Annotated in this window: 12 protein-coding genes; 10 read left to right on the top strand and 2 right to left on the bottom strand. The window is 32.6% G+C overall.

Annotated elements, in window-relative coordinates; all coding sequences use genetic code 11:
• Positions 1-368 precede the first annotated feature (368 nt).
• The 3 genes from bsdtb5_RS21275 (at position 369) to bsdtb5_RS21265 (ending at position 5,751) form a co-directional block, all read left to right on the top strand.
• On the top strand, positions 369-3,662 hold the full coding sequence (locus tag bsdtb5_RS21275; RefSeq protein WP_271713949.1) for a DUF6240 domain-containing protein: 3,294 nt from the start codon (positions 369-371) through the stop codon (positions 3,660-3,662).
• 38 nt (positions 3,663-3,700) lie between these two features.
• Complete coding sequence (locus tag bsdtb5_RS21270) at positions 3,701-5,143, top strand: flagellin N-terminal helical domain-containing protein (protein ID WP_271713948.1); 1,443 nt, start codon at positions 3,701-3,703, stop codon at positions 5,141-5,143.
• Positions 5,144-5,271: 128 nt separating this feature from the next.
• Positions 5,272-5,751: a flagellar export chaperone FliS gene (locus bsdtb5_RS21265; protein ID WP_271713947.1), complete on the top strand. Its 480-nt coding sequence runs from the start codon at positions 5,272-5,274 to the stop codon at positions 5,749-5,751.
• Between the two features lie 130 nt (positions 5,752-5,881).
• On the opposite strand, the gene bsdtb5_RS21260 is transcribed toward bsdtb5_RS21265, so the two are convergent.
• On the bottom strand, positions 5,882-6,883 hold the full coding sequence (locus tag bsdtb5_RS21260) for a LacI family DNA-binding transcriptional regulator (protein ID WP_271713946.1): 1,002 nt from the start codon (positions 6,881-6,883) through the stop codon (positions 5,882-5,884).
• Between the two features lie 447 nt (positions 6,884-7,330).
• Between bsdtb5_RS21260 and bsdtb5_RS21255 the strand changes: the two genes are divergently transcribed.
• A complete protein-coding gene (locus tag bsdtb5_RS21255; protein ID WP_271713945.1) occupies positions 7,331-8,026 on the top strand; it encodes a 4-alpha-glucanotransferase in 696 nt (231 codons plus the stop codon).
• A 63-nt stretch (positions 8,027-8,089) separates the two neighbouring features.
• Here the strand turns inward: bsdtb5_RS21255 and bsdtb5_RS21250 are convergent, their stop codons facing one another.
• Positions 8,090-9,265 (bottom strand): ISL3 family transposase, encoded by a 1,176-nt coding sequence (locus bsdtb5_RS21250; protein WP_271712080.1) that lies wholly within the window; start codon positions 9,263-9,265, stop codon positions 8,090-8,092.
• Positions 9,266-9,391: 126 nt separating this feature from the next.
• Here bsdtb5_RS21250 and malQ point away from each other — a divergent pair, with 126 nt between their 5' ends.
• The 6 genes from malQ to bsdtb5_RS21220 all read left to right on the top strand — a co-directional run bounded on the left by malQ (position 9,392) and on the right by bsdtb5_RS21220 (position 18,404).
• Positions 9,392-10,288 carry a 4-alpha-glucanotransferase gene (malQ, locus tag bsdtb5_RS21245; RefSeq protein WP_330612016.1) on the top strand — a complete coding sequence of 299 codons (897 nt, stop codon included), beginning with the start codon at positions 9,392-9,394 and terminating at the stop codon, positions 10,286-10,288.
• A gap of 134 nt (positions 10,289-10,422) precedes the next feature.
• The gene (locus bsdtb5_RS21240) at positions 10,423-12,771 is read left to right on the top strand and encodes a glycogen/starch/alpha-glucan phosphorylase (RefSeq protein WP_271713944.1); all 2,349 of its coding nucleotides are present in this window, start codon (positions 10,423-10,425) and stop codon (positions 12,769-12,771) included.
• A gap of 187 nt (positions 12,772-12,958) precedes the next feature.
• Positions 12,959-14,275, top strand: a complete 1,317-nt coding sequence (locus tag bsdtb5_RS21235; protein ID WP_271713943.1) for an extracellular solute-binding protein — start codon at positions 12,959-12,961, stop codon at positions 14,273-14,275.
• 126 nt (positions 14,276-14,401) lie between these two features.
• Positions 14,402-15,787, top strand: a complete 1,386-nt coding sequence (locus bsdtb5_RS21230; protein ID WP_271713942.1) for a carbohydrate ABC transporter permease — start codon at positions 14,402-14,404, stop codon at positions 15,785-15,787.
• 14 nt (positions 15,788-15,801) lie between these two features.
• On the top strand, positions 15,802-16,644 hold the full coding sequence (locus bsdtb5_RS21225) for a sugar ABC transporter permease (protein WP_271716161.1): 843 nt from the start codon (positions 15,802-15,804) through the stop codon (positions 16,642-16,644).
• Between the two features lie 74 nt (positions 16,645-16,718).
• Positions 16,719-18,404 (top strand): alpha-amylase family glycosyl hydrolase, encoded by a 1,686-nt coding sequence (locus bsdtb5_RS21220; RefSeq protein ID WP_271713941.1) that lies wholly within the window; start codon positions 16,719-16,721, stop codon positions 18,402-18,404.
• Positions 18,405-18,548 lie beyond the last annotated feature (144 nt).

Below are 18,548 nucleotides of genomic sequence, written 5' to 3'. Positions count from 1 at the left end.
GAAGAGACTTGAGGAATTGTGAAACGTTGGGGAACGCGACAAGCAAAAAAGAAAAACTAACTGAAACGTGTACGAAGAGTGCATTATTGGTTAGTTTTTCTTTTTTATTTAAATATAAATTAATAAATCCTCTTAGCTAGGGTCTACTTAGTATAGTGCAATAAATAGGATAAGCAGTTACTATTTTAAAATAAACAAGGCTGTAGGAGAAAAGGTTCCAAGCATCAAAACTTGGAACCTTTTTGTAATATATGAGAGTAATACTTCAGAATACTCAAAAAAACAGATATAACAGGTAAAGCTTTTAACAAATTAAGCCGAAATACAAGATAACTGAAAAAATTAATAAAAAAGTGAGAGTGAAATCAATGAACATAACTAGTATTTATGCAAATAGCAAGGAAGATGTCTCCCTTTCAACACAAAAAGATACTTCATCAAGTTCTGATTTTCAAAAAGGTGATGTAGTCGAAGGCGTAATTACTAAGGTTTCAGATCAGATTTCCATCAGCTTTAGTGGAAGAGAGGTTAACGTCTCTAAATCAACAGTACTAAATGCCACGGAAGGCGAAATACGAAAGTTTAAGATCATGGATGTATCGAATCAGAGTATTGTACTAAAGGAAGTTGGAAACAATACATCGAATACAAGTGGAAAAGCAACTTGGACGAATGTTGAAACCTTCAAGAAGGCATTTGGTGAGTATCAAGCGGCATTAGAAAAAAATTGTGGAGTAGAAGATAAAGAAGAGCAGTTACTTGGTGCGGCTAATCGTATGACAAGTAAGGATTATGATGAGCTGATTAAAGAAGGTAAATATCTTAAAGCGTATAATCTAACACAATTAGATCGAGCTCTTGATCGAATTAAGGAACAAAGACAGGTAAAAGAAGAGAGTGTTAAGACTCAAGTCGAAGATACGAAAGAAGATAAAAAAGACGTTGAAAAAATAGGATATAAGAATAAAGCAGGTTCAGCGAGTAGTGATGATGTGGAACAAAAATTGGAGGACTCCAACCTACCAGTAACAGATGAGAATATCAAACGATTTACAAAAGCATTTGAACTGGGACAATCGGTATATTCCATGTCAGAAAAATCACAGGCATATCTTATTGAACACGAGCTAGAACCTACGATTCAGAATATATATAAAGCAGGATACAGTACTTCTTCTGTAAATCAAGCTACACCAAATGTAAATTTTGAATCAGTAAAAAAACAGGCAGAAGATATTATGAAGGAAGCAGGAATTGAAGTAAATGAAGAGAGCATGAAGAATGCAAAATGGCTCTTCGATAATAATCTTCCTTTGACTAAGGATTCCTTTGAAAGACTTGATAATCTAAATAATATCAAAGAAAATATGACAGATGAGAAATTAGCGAACTATATTGTGGATGCAATGTCAAAGGGAATTAATAGTACGGATGCATCTTTAGATAATACAAGTATTCAGTTGGTGAAGAACGTCATTGATAATATTGGAAAGATTAGCGATGCTGCCATTATCAAAGTTGCTAATTCAAGTCAAGACATTACCATTCAGAACTTAATGAATGCTACACAAGAACTGAATAATAGTACGGGACAAGATTCTGTTATTGATTCATCAAAAATAAATACTAACGCAGAGTATCAGACGGATATTGACATCAAAGCAGTAACAGCGAAAAGACAATTAGAAGAGATTCGATTAAAGCTTACAGTAGAAGCTGGACAAAAGCTTGCAAGTAAAGGTATCCAAATAGATACCGAGAACCTACAAAAGGTTGTGGATGGTTTAAAAGAAATAGAATCGAATTATTATAAATCACTTTTACAAGAGTCAAATACGTTAGACAGCACAGAGAATATAAACTTATTAAAAGATACTACAAGTAAGATAAGTGCTTTAAGAAACATGCCAAGTTATATTCTTGGTAGTACATTATCTAGTAGAGATAACATCACGTTAGACGGATTACATACAGAAGGAACTAACCTAAAATCTAAGCTTGATAAAGCAAATCAGACTTATGATACGCTTATGACAAGTCCTAGAAAAGATCTTGGTGATTCCATTCAAAAGGCATTTCGTAATGTAGATGATATATTAGAAGATCTAAAGATTCCTAAGACTGAGGCGAATCAAAGAGCAGTTAAGATCTTAGGATATAATAGCATGGATATTAATGAGGATAACATCTCGAAGGTAAAAGAATATGACCTTAAAGTAAATACTTTAATAGATAATCTGAAACCTGCAGTTACTGTAAATCTAATTAAAGATGGAATTAATCCACTTGATACTCCACTTGACACGCTAAATGCACTAACGGACCAAGTGAGCGAAGAACTCGGTGCAACCGAGGAAGAAAAATATAGTGAATATCTATGGAAGTTAGAAAAGAAACAAGGGATTACCGAAAGTGAAAGAAAGACATACATTGGCGTATATCGTTTGCTTAATAATATAGAAAAATCAGATGGAGCTGCCATTGGATCCGTGTTAAATGCAAATCAGGAAATGACACTCAATAATCTACTAACTGCAGTTCGAACTTTAAAATCGAACGGTGTGGATAAAAAAGTGGATGATTCCTTTGGAGCATTGGAATCTATAACATTCAGGTCAGATACAATTACATCTCAGTTAAGCAGTACATTCAATGATTCTTCGATATCAGCTGAAGAAAAATATCAGAGAAATCTAACAGAAAGTATATTAAATGAGCTGACACCATCAAAAATAGCGGATATATCGGAAAATAATGATCTCATGGATATATCCTTAGAAAACTTAAAAGAAAAACTACAAGTCTCGAAAGATGATGAAAAGGTAAATGAGGAGTATAATGCAGAACAAGCACAAATACTTCAAGCATTATCGAAGGATAGCAAAGATGCCATCTCCTTATTAAATGAATATCAGATTCCGACAACATTAGAATATATCTCAGCTTCCAAGGAATTTATTCAGGATAATACTTATTTCAAGAAGGTAATAGAAAAAGCAAATTCTTCAGAAGATGAAAGTAGTCAGGACCTTCTAGATGAGATGGAAGGATTAATAGATGCTCTTGATGATAGAGAAACTATGACTTCACAATATGATAAGATTGATCAGAATTTATCAAATATTATTAAAAAAGAGCTAGAGAATACAACAATTACCTCTAAGAATATAGCAGATCTAAAGGCATTAAGTAATAGTATGAGTTTTGTTAAAGAGTTAAGCAACAAAGAATACTATCAGATTCCAATAGAAGTAAATGGCGAAGTGACTAATATTAATCTTACTGTTGTAAAACAAAATGAGGAAGCAGGAAAGGTATCTGTAAAAGTAGACTCTAAAAATTTAGGATTAGTAGAAGCAACTTTCACAGTGAAGTCTGGTGAATTAAAGGGGTTAATCCTAAGCGATAATAAAGATACTCTGGATAATTTAAGCAATCTAAGAGAAAACTTTGCAGATCAAATATCACAGGCTGGTATAGAAGTAAAACAATTAGATTATGGAACTTCGAATCAAATAAGTTCAAGTTACATTAAAAATACAGATCAGAATAGAAATAGAACTGAGGAAATAGGTAATAGCGAAGAAGGCAAAGCAACCACGAGACAATTATATCAAGTAGCGAAAGCATTTGTTCTAGAAGTGAAAAATCTAGCAGAGTAATTGATAACTTAAGACGAGTAGAGAAAGGTGACGCAAATATGAGAATTAATCATAATATATCCGCTTTAAAAGCAAATACACAATTAGGAAAGACAGAAAAGCGATTAACAACAAGCATAGAACGATTATCATCAGGATATAAATTAAATCGTGCTGCAGACGATGCAGCAGGAATGGCAATATCAAGAAAGATGCAAGTTCAAATTAATGCATTAGATCAAGCTTCTAGAAACGCAGCAGATGGTATCTCTGTTGTTCAAACGGCGGAAGGTGCGCTTCAAGAAGTTCAATCAATGATGCAAAGAATGAGAGAATTATCAGTACAAGCGGCAAATGATACTAATACAACTAGTGATCGTTCTGCAATGCAAAAAGAGGTTGATCAATTAAATAAAGAGATTCAAAGAATCTCAGATACCACTGAATTTAATACAAAGAATATATTAAATGGTGATTTGGATAGAAGATCATTCTCTAATTCTAACACTTCTAAAATAGTATCCGTATCAGATGAAGTTGCGGCTAAGGATTATAAAATAAGTATCGCACTTGATGCAACAAAAGCAAGCAAACAGAGTGATACTACTTTAGCTACATCACCAAATTTAAATAATCCTATTGGAGTTTCAGGAAAGATCACTATTAATGGATTTGATGTGGAAGTAAATTCTACAGATACTTATGCTTCTGTATATGATCAAGTAAGAAATACTTGTGACATGTTAAATATTAATTTTACTGCTTTGGATACTTCTGGAGTTGAGACTACTTATGCTAATGCAAAACAATTTAAATTTGAAACAGATTTTTATGGTTCTGATCAAAAAATTGATGTCAATTTTGATAGTGCTACATTAGCTAGTAAACTTGGTTTCACAGCTTCTACACATGTAAGTGATACTGGTTCAGATGTAAAAGCAACTATGGTAGGAGGATTTGACACCACTGCCACATTAACTACAAGTGGTAATGTTATTAAGGTAACAGACCGAGAAGGATTTGAGATGGAAGTAGAAGCTTATAATGGTGCTGCAAATTCATCAGGTTCAACACCATCAACAATTACCTATACCGTTCTTGATATCGGTCAATTAACTCTTCAGGTAGGAGCAAATGAAGATCAAACCATGGATATTACAATTCCAGAAGTATCACCTAAGACATTAGGTATTGATGATATTAATCTGATGACAGGGGATAGTGCATCCAAGGCTTTATCAGATTTAGATGCAGCATTAGCAAAGGTATCGGATGTTCGTTCCAAGTTAGGTGCTTATCAGAACCGTCTTGATCATGCAATTACAAACTTAGATACAACAAGCGAAAACTTAACAGAAGCATTATCACGTATTGAAGATACAGATATGGCTGAAGAAATGGCAGAATATACACAAATGCAAGTATTATCTCAAGCTGGTACATCTGTTCTTACTCAGGCAAATCAAAGACCACAGACAATATTAACCCTATTACAAGGTTAATAGTTATTACAAGGTTAATAGTTGATTTATTGCGAATAAATATTATATATAGTAGTTAAATTTATACGATAATTAAAGCAAGAAGTCTGGTTTTACGTACGTGTGAATGCACGTGGATAGGAGTAAATGTGAATAAAGAATCTTTACAAATCTATACAGCAAGAGTAACACAGGGTTCACGAAGTGACCTTGTCTTAGTAATGTATGATGTTATTCTAGAGGACCTTGAAACTGCAGAAAAAGCATATAACGATGGGGATATAGATACGTTTGAACATGACCTAAAGCACGCACAAAAATTTTTAAATGAATTGATGGGAACATTAGATTACAAGTATGTAATGGCATTAGATTTGGTTCAATTATATATTTATGCCAATAAAAAAATTATTACAGCAATCATAAAAAGAGAGATAGAAACATTATCGACTGTAAAAAAAGTAATGAGTTCCTTAAGGGTTGGATTTGAAGGAGTTGCCAAAGAAGATACTTCTGGTCCAATTATGCAGAATTCACAAAAAATATATGCTGGATTAACATATGGAAAAGGAACTCTAAATGAGTCTTTCTTTGATATACAAGAAGGTTCTAGAGGGTTTAAAGCATAAAAAGAAGTCATAAAAATAAACTCCTTATAGGGTATAGATTATTATCCTATAAGGAGTTTTATTTATTCATTTCTATAATGTGTATGAACTAGTCCAACACATGGATGATAGATACTTTGTAGAATGTAATCTAATTTTTATTCTTACATTCTCCAGTAGATGCTCTTTGAATAAATTTCGCACGTAGTAACATTTTACTGATTGTAACGTCATGAACAAGACCGTCAAGTAGTAAGAATGCACTTTTACCTAGGTCGATTCGGTCCTGGCGAATCGTAGTAAGTGCTGGAGAAAGGTGACTAGCAATAGGAAGATCATCAAATCCAATTACGCTAACGTCTTCTGGAACACGTATACCATTTTTGGTTAATTCAGATATTACACCGGATGCAATTAAGTCACTGGCACAGATTATTGCAGTAGCTCCATTTTCTAGAAATGTAGGAACGTGATATTTTGCACAGTCTGGAACGTAATAGCCATATTCCATTAATTTTTCATTTGGTTCTAGACCACATATCTTCATACTTTGAATAAAGGCCTGTTGACGTTGTTGAGAAACAAGGGAGTTCTTAGAACCGTTCAACATCGCGATATTCTTATGACCCAAATCTACCAAGTGGCTCACTGCAAGTCCAATTCCTTCGAAACTGTCTGTTGCAACACTTCCAACATGATAGTTTGCTTCAATGTGATTATCTAATAATACAGTTGGTACGCTTGTCTTAGATAATTGCTTTACCCAGTCATCATGAAGAGCAAAACCAAGTAAGAAGGCACCACTAAATCCGTTCTTAAGCATATAGGTATCATATTTTTCCTCAGTTTGCATATTAAGATTGGTTGGAATTACAGAGACATCCCAATGTCTTCTGGCAGCGGATAGTTTGAATCCTACGATAATCTCGTAACCAAACTGATCAATATTTTCATAGTCCATATTTTCTATTAAAATACATACTTTTCTTGTACCTTTAGTTCTCATTTTCTTACTGGCATAACCCATCTCAACGGCAGTATCCAGTACAAGTTGTCTCATTTCATCACTGATATCGCTAGCGCCATTCAACCCTTTTGAAACTGTACTCACGGCAATGCCAAGCTTATTTGCAATGTCTTTTATCGTAGCCAAAATAGCCCTCCTATAATACTTTTCTAAGTATAAAGTATAAACCTCTTAAGAATCTTTTGCAAGATGAGAAAAGTTATATATGAAAATTTATACATATTTACAGCATCTATTTACAGTATTTTTAGACTTTAGAAATAGGTAATTGGGTAGTTTTTATAGGATCATTTTTGTTTCAATAATATTTAAGATACTATTTATTAGACGCTAATCATAAAGTAATGAAAGAAATAACATTCTATAACTCGTAATTGATATAAAAAAGAATAAGATAAAAATGCAGATAAACCGTGTATTATGTAAATTAAACAAAATGCAAACTATAAAAAATAAGATTCTATAAAAATTAACTAATTAGATGGAAAAACCTGTTGACAAATTACAAATAAAATGCTATTCTATCTATAACATTTCGAAAGTTCTCGAAAATATATAGAGAGGTGGCAAGTTATGAAAACTAAAAATCACTTGCAATTAAAAAGAGGTGCAGGAATTTTACTTCCAATTAGTAGTCTACCTTCTCCATATGGTATAGGTACACTGGGTAAGAAAGCGTACCAATTTGTTGATTTTCTTGAAAGAGCAGGACAAAAGTACTGGCAGGTATTGCCTGTTGGACCAACTAGTTTTGGAGATAGTCCATATCAGTCTTTTTCAGCATTTGCGGGAAATCCTTATTTTATCGATTTAGATATTTTAATTGAGGATAAGCTTTTAGAAAAAGAAGAAGTTAACAACTACGAATGGGGAACACATAAGCAATACATAGACTATGAAGCATTATTTAATAGTAGATTTGAAGTTCTTAAGATTGCTTTTAAGAGAAGCAAATATCAAATAGAAAATGAATATAGTGAGTTTTGTAATGAGAACTCCTATTGGTTAGAAGATTATTCTTTTTATATGGCGCTTAAATTTCACTTTGATAATAAAGAATGGCTTCAATGGGAAGAGGAAATTCGTTACCGAGAAGAAAGTGCAATTGTAGAATATCAGAGTTTATTGAAAGAGGAAATTGATTTTTTTAAATTCCTTCAATACCTATTTTATAAACAATGGTATCAATTAAAAAGGCTCTTTGTCAAGTGTTGGGGTGTGAGGTGCGTTGCACCCGCACTAACACTGACAATAGAGCTATTTTTATGACTAGGTTCTATAATAGATGTTTTTTTGCATGACAAATAAGCCTCTTGAAAACCGACCATTTTTTTACATAGAACTGTGAATGATACGTGTACGAAATCTTTCGAAATTACGTACACCATAAGAACTTCTTTTTAGTACTTTGATTTTATTATTGAATCCTTCCGTAGGTCCATTTGTATATCCATACTTAAAGGCATTAAGTATATACTCAGACCAGCGTCTATATGTTTTTGCACATGCTTCAAATTCGTGTAATCCAGAGCTTTCAGCACTTTTTACCCACTCCCAAAATTCAGTTCTTTGATATGTATAGCTATTACTCTGACATATTTCATAGAACCATTCTTTTAACCTGTGAGCTAGTCGTAAATCATCACTGTATTGTAGCATTAAATCACAGGCTTTTTTGTTGTCATCTTTTAATTTAGAATATCGAGTCAGTATAAGTTTTCTACTTCGCTTATAGTACTTTCTAAGAGTTGGTGTCATGGATGCTTGTAAACGTTTACGAACACTTTCAATTGCCCAGGAAACCTGACGAATGTAGTGATATTTATCTACGATGATTGTGGCATTAGGAAAGAATGTTTTGGCAAGATCTATATAAGGTTGCCACATATCAGAAATAAAAAATTTAACACGATATCTTTCATCACGACTGCAAGATTTAAAATACTCAATAAGATGGGACTGAGTACGATCCGGTAAAATATCAAGAATACATTTTTTCTTTGCATCCACCAGAATACATTGATATTTGGAATCACCAGCATTCCCTTTAAATTCATCAATTGAAATGCATTGAGGAATATGTGGTTTATCATACGAGAGTGTATCAAGAATACGTATTACTGTATTCATTGAGACATTAGTTTGGGAAGCAACATATTTAATACTGTTGGTTGAACGAAGCAATTCAACAATTTTGAAGGATAGTCGTGTTGTACGTTGCTGATATTTAGCTATAAAACTATATTTCTCGTAAAAACGTTTACCACAAGAACATACATATCTTCGTTTTCTTAACAATAAATAAGCATTGGACAACTGAAAAGGTAAGTCTTTAATTTTCTGCCAACGATAATCGTGTATTTTAGATGTTCCAGCTCCACAACAAGGACAAATTTGAGGTTTGGGATTGGTTTCAATCTTGATAATAATTCCATCTAAAGTGTGTTGCACACTTTTTAATTTTACACCTTCTAAATTTAAAAGATTTTTGTTACAATTAGATTGCATCTATATAAAATACCTCCTTTAAAATGTTAGCTTTGGTCGGTTGGCATGTGAAGAGGCTTTATATAGATGTATTTTAATATAAAAACAAAAATGTTGGAAGTGTGTTTTTAACACACCCCAACATTTATTATAGAACCATTAAAAAAATATGCTAATAGTAAGGAAATTCAAATTATAGGTGATATTCCACTCTATGTTTCACTTGATAGTTCAGATGTATGGGTGAATGGAGATTTATTCGAACTAGATGAGAGAAAGAATCCAATCAATGTTGCAGGAGTGCCACCAGATGCATTTTCAGACGATGGGCAACGTTGGGGGAATCCACTATATCACTGGGAACACATGGAGGACCATGATTTCCTATGGTGGAGAGAACGAATGAAGCATTCCGCCAAATTATATGATGTAATTCGAATTGATCATTTTATTGGTGTTGTAAGATATTATAGCATTCCTGTTGAGTGTCAGACAGCCATTGAAGGTAAATGGAGAATGGGACCAGGTAAGAAGCTAACAGATGTAATTGATGCCTCCATTGGTGATAAAAAAATTATTGCAGAAGATTTAGGAGTAGTAGTTCCAGAGGTTAGAAAAGTGCTTAATAGTGCTGGTTATCCTGGAATGAAGATTATAGAGTTTGCTTTTGATTCAGATCCTTTGAATGAACATTTACCACACAACTACACAAGTAATATGGTTGTGTATGGTGGAACACATGATAATGAAACATTAGTTGGTTTCTATCAGAATAAGAATAAGAAGGAAATGAAATATGCTTTAGAATATTTAGCAATTAAAAGCAAAAAAGAGCTAGTAGATGCAATCATCAAGACAGCATATGCAAGTGTTGCAGGAGTTGTAATCTTCCAAGCACAGGATATTCTTAAATTAGATAATAGTGCAAGAATGAATTTACCTTCCACAGTAGGACAGAATTGGAGATGGAGAGTTCTAGAAGGCCAATTAGAGAAAGAACATGAAGAATATCTAAAGAGACTGGCAATGATATATGGCCGTTAGATTTACTCATTAAAATACATATTGTTAGATTAGAAACTTGTAAACTAAGTTATATATAATTATATAAGCAGGACGCTAGAGCGAAGTTAAGTATTCGCTTAAGTACGAGATGTTCCAGCAGAATGGAGATGAATATGTCAAATTACAATAATAATTTTAAGAACAATGTATATACCATTCTAGAATTAGATTATGGTAAAACAATCAAAGAAGCATCTAAAATTGAGCTATATAATGCAGTATCAAAGGCTGCAAGAAAGACAATTAAACAAGACTGGAGCCTAGATGAAAAAGGTAAGAAAGTATGTTATTTATCAGCTGAATTCCTAATTGGTAGATTAGTATATAATAATTTACTTAACCTAGGATTATTTAATCAATTTTCAGAGCTAGCAAGTGAAAATGGATTAGATATTAGAATCTTTGAGGATATTGAGGATGCAGCTCTTGGTAATGGTGGATTAGGAAGATTAGCAGCTTGTTTCCTTGATTCAGCTGCAACAGTAAATGTTACATTGAATGGATATGGTATTCGTTACCGTTATGGACTATTTGAACAGTATTTTGAAAATGGATTCCAAATGGAAACAGCTGATGATTGGCAAAAAGCTGGAGATCCATGGTCTGTTCGTAAAGAAGAAGAAAGAGTAAGAATAGACTTTAAGAATCAATCTGTATATGCAGTTCCTTACGATACTCCAGTTATTGGTTACGGAGCAACAAAAATCAATACATTAAGACTTTGGCAGTCAGAACCTTTAGAAACTTTTAATTTTAAATTATTCAATGATCAAAAGTATGATAAAGCAGTAAAAGAAAAGAATGATGCAGAAGCAATAACAAATGTTCTTTATCCTAATGATGATACAGATGCAGGTAAGAAGTTAAGATTAAAGCAACAATATTTCTTCTCAAGTGCTTCGCTACAAGATATTGTTAAGAGATATAAGAAAACCTACGGAACTGATTTTAGCCATTTCTCATCTCAATATGCAATTCAATTAAATGATACGCATCCAGTAGTATCAATTCCAGAATTGATTCGTATCTTTATCGAAGAAGAAGGAATGTCCTTTGCGAAAGCTTTAAGGATTGCAAGAGAAACCTTTGCTTATACAAATCATACGGTTATGTCAGAAGCTCTTGAAAAATGGAATGTAAATCTATTCAAAGCAGTTATTCCTAACGTATATAAATATGTAGTCATGATCCAAAGACAATTAGTGAAAGAATTAACTGCACTTGGAATCGATAAAAAAGAAATGATTCAATACAATATTATTGATAATAACCTAATACATATGGCAAGATTAGCAATCTATGCAAGCCACTCAACAAATGGTGTTGCAAAGATTCATACAGAGATATTAAAAAATGATGCACTTCATGAATGGTATGAAATCTATCCAGAACGTTTTAATAATAAGACAAATGGTATTACTCAAAGAAGATGGCTTGCATTAGCAAATATGGAATTATCAGGTTTTATTACTGATATGATTGGTAATTCATGGATTACAAACCTTGATAAATTAAAAGAACTTCTTAAATATCAAGATGATAAAGAAGTGTTAAAACAATTTGATAGTATTAAGATCATTAAAAAGAAACAACTTGCTGATTATATAAAAGAAAAAGACGGTATTGATATTAATCCTGAATTTATCTTTGATATTCAAGTTAAGAGACTACATGAATATAAGAGACAACTTCTTAATGCATTCTCAATCTTAGATATTTACTTTGGTCTAAAAGAGGGAAGAATTAAAGAATTTAATAAGACAGCATTTATCTTTGGTGCGAAAGCAGCTCCTGGATATTTTAGAGCAAAGGGTATTATTAAATTCATTAATGAGATTGCTAAGATGATTGATAACGATGATGAAGTAAATGATAAGTTAAAAGTTGTATTTATATCTAATTATAATGTTTCTTATGCAGAAAAGATTATGCCTGCAGCAGATGTATCCGAACAGATATCAACGGCTGGAACAGAAGCATCTGGAACTGGTAACATGAAATTTATGTTAAATGGTGCAGTAACACTTGGAACTTTCGATGGAGCAAATGTTGAAATCGTAGAACAAGCAGGAGAAGAGAATAACTATATCTTTGGTGCAAGAGTTGAAGACATTGAAAAAATAAAAGAAACTTATAATCCAAAGAAAATATATGAAAGTAATGATAGAATCAAGAGAGTTGTTGATACATTAATTGATGGAACTTTTGATGATGAAGGAACAGGAATGTTCAAAGAACTTTACACTTCATTAATTGAAGGTGCAAGTTGGCATAAAGCTGATCATTACTATTTATTAGAAGATTTAATCCCATATATTGATGCAAAGCTTAGAGTAAATAAAGATTATTCAAATACTTATGAATTTAGAAGAAAATGTTTTATTAACATGGCAAATGCAGGTACATTCTCAAGTGATAGAACAATTAGAGAATACGCAGAGGATATCTGGAAGGTTAATTAAAGGAATATTTTATGTGTGACTAGCTGGAGTAGATGTAGGTGATGTAGGATTCAAAACATCGAAACAATTAGTTTAACATATTAAAATAGGGTTAGGTGCAAATCGGTATATTATTATGATGATATACTAAGGGGAAGAGATTTGCGTTATGCCTAATCAAAAAAATAAAAGAAAGAGGTAGAAGGATATGAAAAAAACTAAAAAATTGTTTGCTTTATTAATGGTAATGGTAATGGTATTCTCATTACTAACAGCATGTGGAAAAAGCAAAGATACGAAAGAAACAGGTTCTTCAAGTGACAAAAAGACAGAAGAAACTAAGACAGATAGCACAGAAGCAAAAGAAACTAAGGCTCCAGCATTAAAAGATGCATCACTTAAAGTTTGGGGACCACAAGAACAACAAGCTACATTAAAAGAATTATGTAATGAATTCCAAGCAAAACATCCAGAAGCAAAATTTACTTTTGAATTTGGAGTTGTAAGTGAAGCAGATGCTAAAGATAACGCATTAAGAGATTTATCAAAAGCAGCAGATGTATTTACTTTCTCATCTGACCAACTTGGTGCGTTAAAAGATGCAGGTGCTCTATATCGTGTAACATTAAATAAAGATGCTATTGTAGCTGCTAACTCAGAAAGCTCAATTAAAGCATGTACTGTAGATGGAGAAATGTATGCTTATCCATCATCAGCAGAAACTTATTTCTTAATGTATGATAAGAGTAAATATACTGAAGACGAAGTTAAGAGTATTGATACAATGGTTAATAAAGATTTAGGAGATGGAATTACAAACTTCTCATTTGATAGTGATAATGGTTGGTATTTATCATCATTCTTCTTTGCAGCAGGATGTCAATTATTTGGACCTGATGGAACAGATGCAACACAATGTGATTTTAACAATGCACAAGGATTAATGGTTGGTAAATATTTATTAAACTTAGTAAAAAACAAAAAAGTAGCAAATCATGATGATGGTAAATTACAAACAGCATTTAAAGAAAAGAAATTAGGAGCAACAATTACTGGTTCATGGAATGCAGATGCAGTTAAAAAAGCATTAGGAGAAAACTACGGTGTTGCTAAATTACCTACAATTAAATTAGAAGATGGTAATGAATACCCATTAAGTGGTATGGCTAACTTTAAATTATATGGTGTTAATGCACAAACAAAAGCTCCAGCAGAATCAATGGCTTTAGCTGAATTCTTAACAAGCAAAGATGCACAAAAAGTTCGTTTCGAAAAACATAATGCAGCTCCTACTAACATTGAATTAGCAAGTGATACTGCAACATTATCAGCAAATGCAACTGTTCAAGCAGTAACTGATGCTTCACAAGTAGCTACATTACAAACATCAATTCCTCAATCAGGTAACTTCTGGACACCAGCAGAAGCATTTGGTCAAGGTTTAGCTGATGGATCAATCACAGAAAGCAATATGCAAGAAAAACTTGATAAATTTGTTACTAATGTACTTGCTGCATTGAAATAATAAACAAAGTATTATAGGTAGTACGATTTAATTAGAAACTAGCACAATATAGTGGTTCGTAGGGTTACAAATAACATTACGTGTCAAAATATATTGTGCTAGTTCTAAAAAATGGAGGGCAATGATGTGAGCAAAGAGAAAAAGAAGAAGGGTTCCAATCCGTTAGCATTTTATGGCGAAACATTTGTAAAAGGTGATTTACTAACAAAATTATCGTTCATAATCATGGGTCTATCTAATTTATTAAGAGGTCAGATTGTAAAAGGTCTAATCTACTTAAGTATGGAATTTGGATTTATATTTTATATGGGTGTATTTGGTGCTTCTGCAGTAGCATCCTTAAGGACATTAGGTACCAAAAAGCAGGGAATGGCCTTCGATGCAACATTAGGTTATGATGTTATGCAAAAAGGTGATAATTCCATGCTTCTTCTGTTATATGGAGTTTTATCTGTTATAATTATTATTCTATTTATTATTATGTGGTGTAAGAATATTCACGCAGCTTATGAATCACAATTGCTCAAAGAAAAAGGTGAAAGATTACCTAATTTCATTGATGATATAAAAGAACATTTTGATGCAAAATTACATAAAACCATGTTATTTTTCCCAATGCTTGGTATATTGATCTTTACGATAGCGCCAATCATATTTATGATTTTAATGGCATTCACTAATTTTGATAAAGATCATCAGGTGCCAGGTAATTTATTTACTTGGGTTGGTTTTGAGAACTTTCGTACCATGCTTTTTTCAGGTGAAACAATAGCGAAAACGTTCTGGCCAGTATTAGGATGGACAATAATCTGGGCAATTTTCGCGACTGCGTTAAATTATATATTTGGTATGCTTTTAGCAATGTTAATTAATCGAAAAGGAGTACGTTGTAAGGGACTTTTCCGTACTATTTTTGTTATTTCAATAGCAGTACCTTCCTTTGTATCCTTACTTATTGTTCGTAATATGTTAAATGATGACGGACCAATTAATGTACTGTTAGCGAATTTGCATATAATTAAAGATGCACAACACGGCATACATTTTCTATCAGAGCCACTGCTAGCAAGAATTACAGTAATTGTCGTAAACTTATGGGTAGGTATTCCTTATACAATGCTGATTACAACGGGTATTTTAATGAATATACCTGAGGATTTATATGAGTCTGCAAAAATCGATGGAGCAAGACCTGCTACTATGTATTTTAAAATAACATTACCATACATGTTATTTGTTACTGGACCATATTTAATTACTCAATTCATTGGAAATATTAACAACTTTAATGTAATCTACTTCTTAACAAATGGTAACCCAGCAACTCTAGACTATTATCAAGCAGGTAAAACGGATTTACTTGTTACATGGTTATACAAGTTAACGGTAAATTGGAAGGATTATAGCTACGCATCTACAATCGGTGTGCTAGTATTTATCGTATCAGCGATATTTGCATTAATTTCTTACAATTTCACATCTGCAAATAGAAATGAGGGGGATTTCTCGTGAGTAAAACTAAATCAATGTCAAAAAGTAAAAAAATCGGGGATATTATCTCCCATGTTGTGTTAGTTATTTTATCTTTAATTTGGATTTTCCCAATTTTTTGGATCGTGTTAACTTCATTTCGTGTTGAGACAGGAACTTATATTGATCATTTCTGGCCACATGGATATACATTAAATAATTATATTAAATTGTTAACAGATACAAGCCAGTTTTTCTTTGTTCGATGGTTTTTAAATACACTATTAGTGGCTGTATTATCTTGTATTGTTTCTACTTGCTTTGTATTATTTACCGCTTATACAATGTCAAGAATGCAGTTTAAATTAAGAAAGCCTATGCTAAATATTGCACTTATTCTTGGTATGTTCCCTGGATTTATGTCAATGGCTGCTATATATTATATTTTAAAAAGTTTAGGTCTTAGCCAGTCTTTACTTTCTCTAGTGTTAGTGTACTCTGGTGGAGCTGGACTTGGATTCTATATTGCAAAAGGATTCTTTGATACGATTCCTAAAGCACTAGATGAAGCTGCCAGAATCGATGGAGCTACAAGATGGCAAGTATTTACGAAGTTAACGATTCCATTTTCAAAACCAATTATTATTTATACGATTCTTACATCTTTTATGGCGCCATGGGGAGATTATATTTTCGCAAGTTATATTATGGGTGATAAATATAGTAATTACACAGTCGCTGTAGGACTCTATAGAATGTTAGAACGTGAATTCATTACTACATGGTATACTAGATTCGCAGCAGGTGCGGTTCTTGTATCAATACCTATTTCAATCTTGTTCATTATCATGCAGAAATATTATGTTGGTGGTGTAACTGGCGGTTCCGTTAAAGGCTAAAATATATAGAAATGAAAAAAGCCTTTACACATCCCTAATTATAGAAACGACCAAAGGTCGCCTTAGGAGCTTGTATGAGACGTAAATTATATGTATGTTTCTGTAGCCTACTTTTAGTTATATTAGTAGCTACAGGGTGTTCGCATAATAATAGCAAAGGGAATAAAGCTTCAAAAGAAAAAAATAAGAGCGTTGATTATGTTTATCAACATAATTTAAATGTGATTGATGATAATTATCGCAATTATTATGAGATCTTTTTAGCCTCCTTTTGTGACAGTAATAATGACGGAATTGGTGACATCAATGGATTGATATCAAAGTTAGATTATTTAAATGATGGAGATGATAGTACGGATACGGATCTTGGAATTAACGGTATCTGGCTCATGCCTATTATGCCATCACCATCCTACCATAAATATGATGTAACCGATTACTATTCCATTGATCCTAAGTATGGAACATTGGATGACTTTAAAAAGCTAATTGCTGAATGTAATAAAAGAGGCATCAAAGTAATTATAGACTTAGTTCTTAATCATAGTTCTAGTGAGAATCCATGGTTTCAGTCTGCGATTAAAAGCCTAGCAATTAAGCCATGTGGACAGAAAACGTGTAAATATAAAGAATTATGTAGGGAGCACAATAAGTATTGTAAATATTATAACTTCGCAAAGAAAATGCCTACCAATAGTACATACTACCCCGCAGGAGATAGCGGTTGGTATTATGAAGGTGTCTTTGTTGATAATATGCCGGATTTTAATCTAGCAAGTAAAGAACTACGAAGTGAGATTGAGCATATCGTAGATTACTGGCTTGGAATGGGTGTAGGAGGATTTCGATTAGATGCTGCCAAAGAATATTACTCCAATGATTCTAAAAAGAATATTGATGTATTAAAATGGTTCTCTAATTATGTGAAATCTAAGAAAAAAGATAGTTATATTGTTGCAGAAGTATGGGATTCCTTTACGACATTTACTGAATACTATCAAAGCGGAATTGATAGTGCTTTTAACTTCTCTTTTGCAAAAGAGGATGGTAAAATTGCAACTACATTAATGCGTGATGGAGAGAGTAATTCCGGTAAATCGTTTGGAGAAGCCATGGCTTTAGTACAGAGTGAAATTCTAAAGAATAATAAAAATGGAATTGATGCACCTTTTATGACAAATCATGATACAGCTAGAATGGCTGGAATCCTAAATTATGATAAGAATAAAATAAAAGTTGCAGGTGCAATGAATTTATTTATGAGCGGAAGTACCTTTGTTTACTATGGAGAAGAACTTGGAATGAGTGGAAGTGGAAGGGACGAGAATAAAAGAGCTCCTTTTTACTGGTCTTCGAAGAATCAAAAAGGTATGACTGTGGGTCCACCAGCTATGGAAGCGGATTATGTTGTAAATAAATTTGGTAGTTTAGAGGAGCAACAAAAAGACGCTAATTCTATTTATAATTATTATAAGAGAGCACTTCGTCTAAAGAATGAAAATCCTGAAATTGCAAGAGGTATTGTCAAGGCTTTACCTGATATAGCAGATTCAGAAATCTGTGCTGTAAGTAAAGAATATAGCGGCAGTAAGTTATATATGCTTTATAATCTTTCAGATAGTAAAAAACAAGTAAAATTGAGTAAAGAGACTTATGGTTATAAAGGTATTCGTGGTTACCTTACTTTGAATGGTGAGGAAGTGACGTTAACTGGTAATACTGTAACATTACCTAAGTATAGTATTGTAATATTAAAGTAATAGAAATGAACGGTATATTAATATTCTCCTGATATGTATAACAATATGGTTCAAGTGTTAGGCGCTTATATTTTATGTAAGAATGAAGTAAAGGCGCTCAACACTTGAACCATATTTAATTGGGGGATAGAATGGTTTATAGCA

This window comes from Anaeromicropila herbilytica (assembly GCF_016591975.1).
In the GTDB taxonomy this organism is placed as follows: Bacteria; Bacillota; Clostridia; order Lachnospirales; family Lachnospiraceae; genus Anaeromicropila; species Anaeromicropila herbilytica.
The sequence above is the reverse complement of the archived record's forward strand: the minus strand, read 5'-3'. Positions and strand labels throughout refer to the sequence as shown.

Coding starts and splice junctions, on each gene's coding strand:
- bsdtb5_RS21255 (WP_271713945.1), top strand. CDS start 7,331: ATGAAAACTAAAAATCACTTGCAATTAAAAAGAGGTGCAGGAATTTTA.
- bsdtb5_RS21220 (WP_271713941.1), top strand. CDS start 16,719: ATGAGACGTAAATTATATGTATGTTTCTGTAGCCTACTTTTAGTTATA.
- bsdtb5_RS21240 (WP_271713944.1), top strand. CDS start 10,423: ATGTCAAATTACAATAATAATTTTAAGAACAATGTATATACCATTCTA.
- bsdtb5_RS21275 (WP_271713949.1), top strand. CDS start 369: ATGAACATAACTAGTATTTATGCAAATAGCAAGGAAGATGTCTCCCTT.
- bsdtb5_RS21235 (WP_271713943.1), top strand. CDS start 12,959: ATGAAAAAAACTAAAAAATTGTTTGCTTTATTAATGGTAATGGTAATG.
- bsdtb5_RS21225 (WP_271716161.1), top strand. CDS start 15,802: ATGTCAAAAAGTAAAAAAATCGGGGATATTATCTCCCATGTTGTGTTA.
- bsdtb5_RS21250 (WP_271712080.1), bottom strand. CDS start 9,265: ATGCAATCTAATTGTAACAAAAATCTTTTAAATTTAGAAGGTGTAAAA.
- bsdtb5_RS21270 (WP_271713948.1), top strand. CDS start 3,701: ATGAGAATTAATCATAATATATCCGCTTTAAAAGCAAATACACAATTA.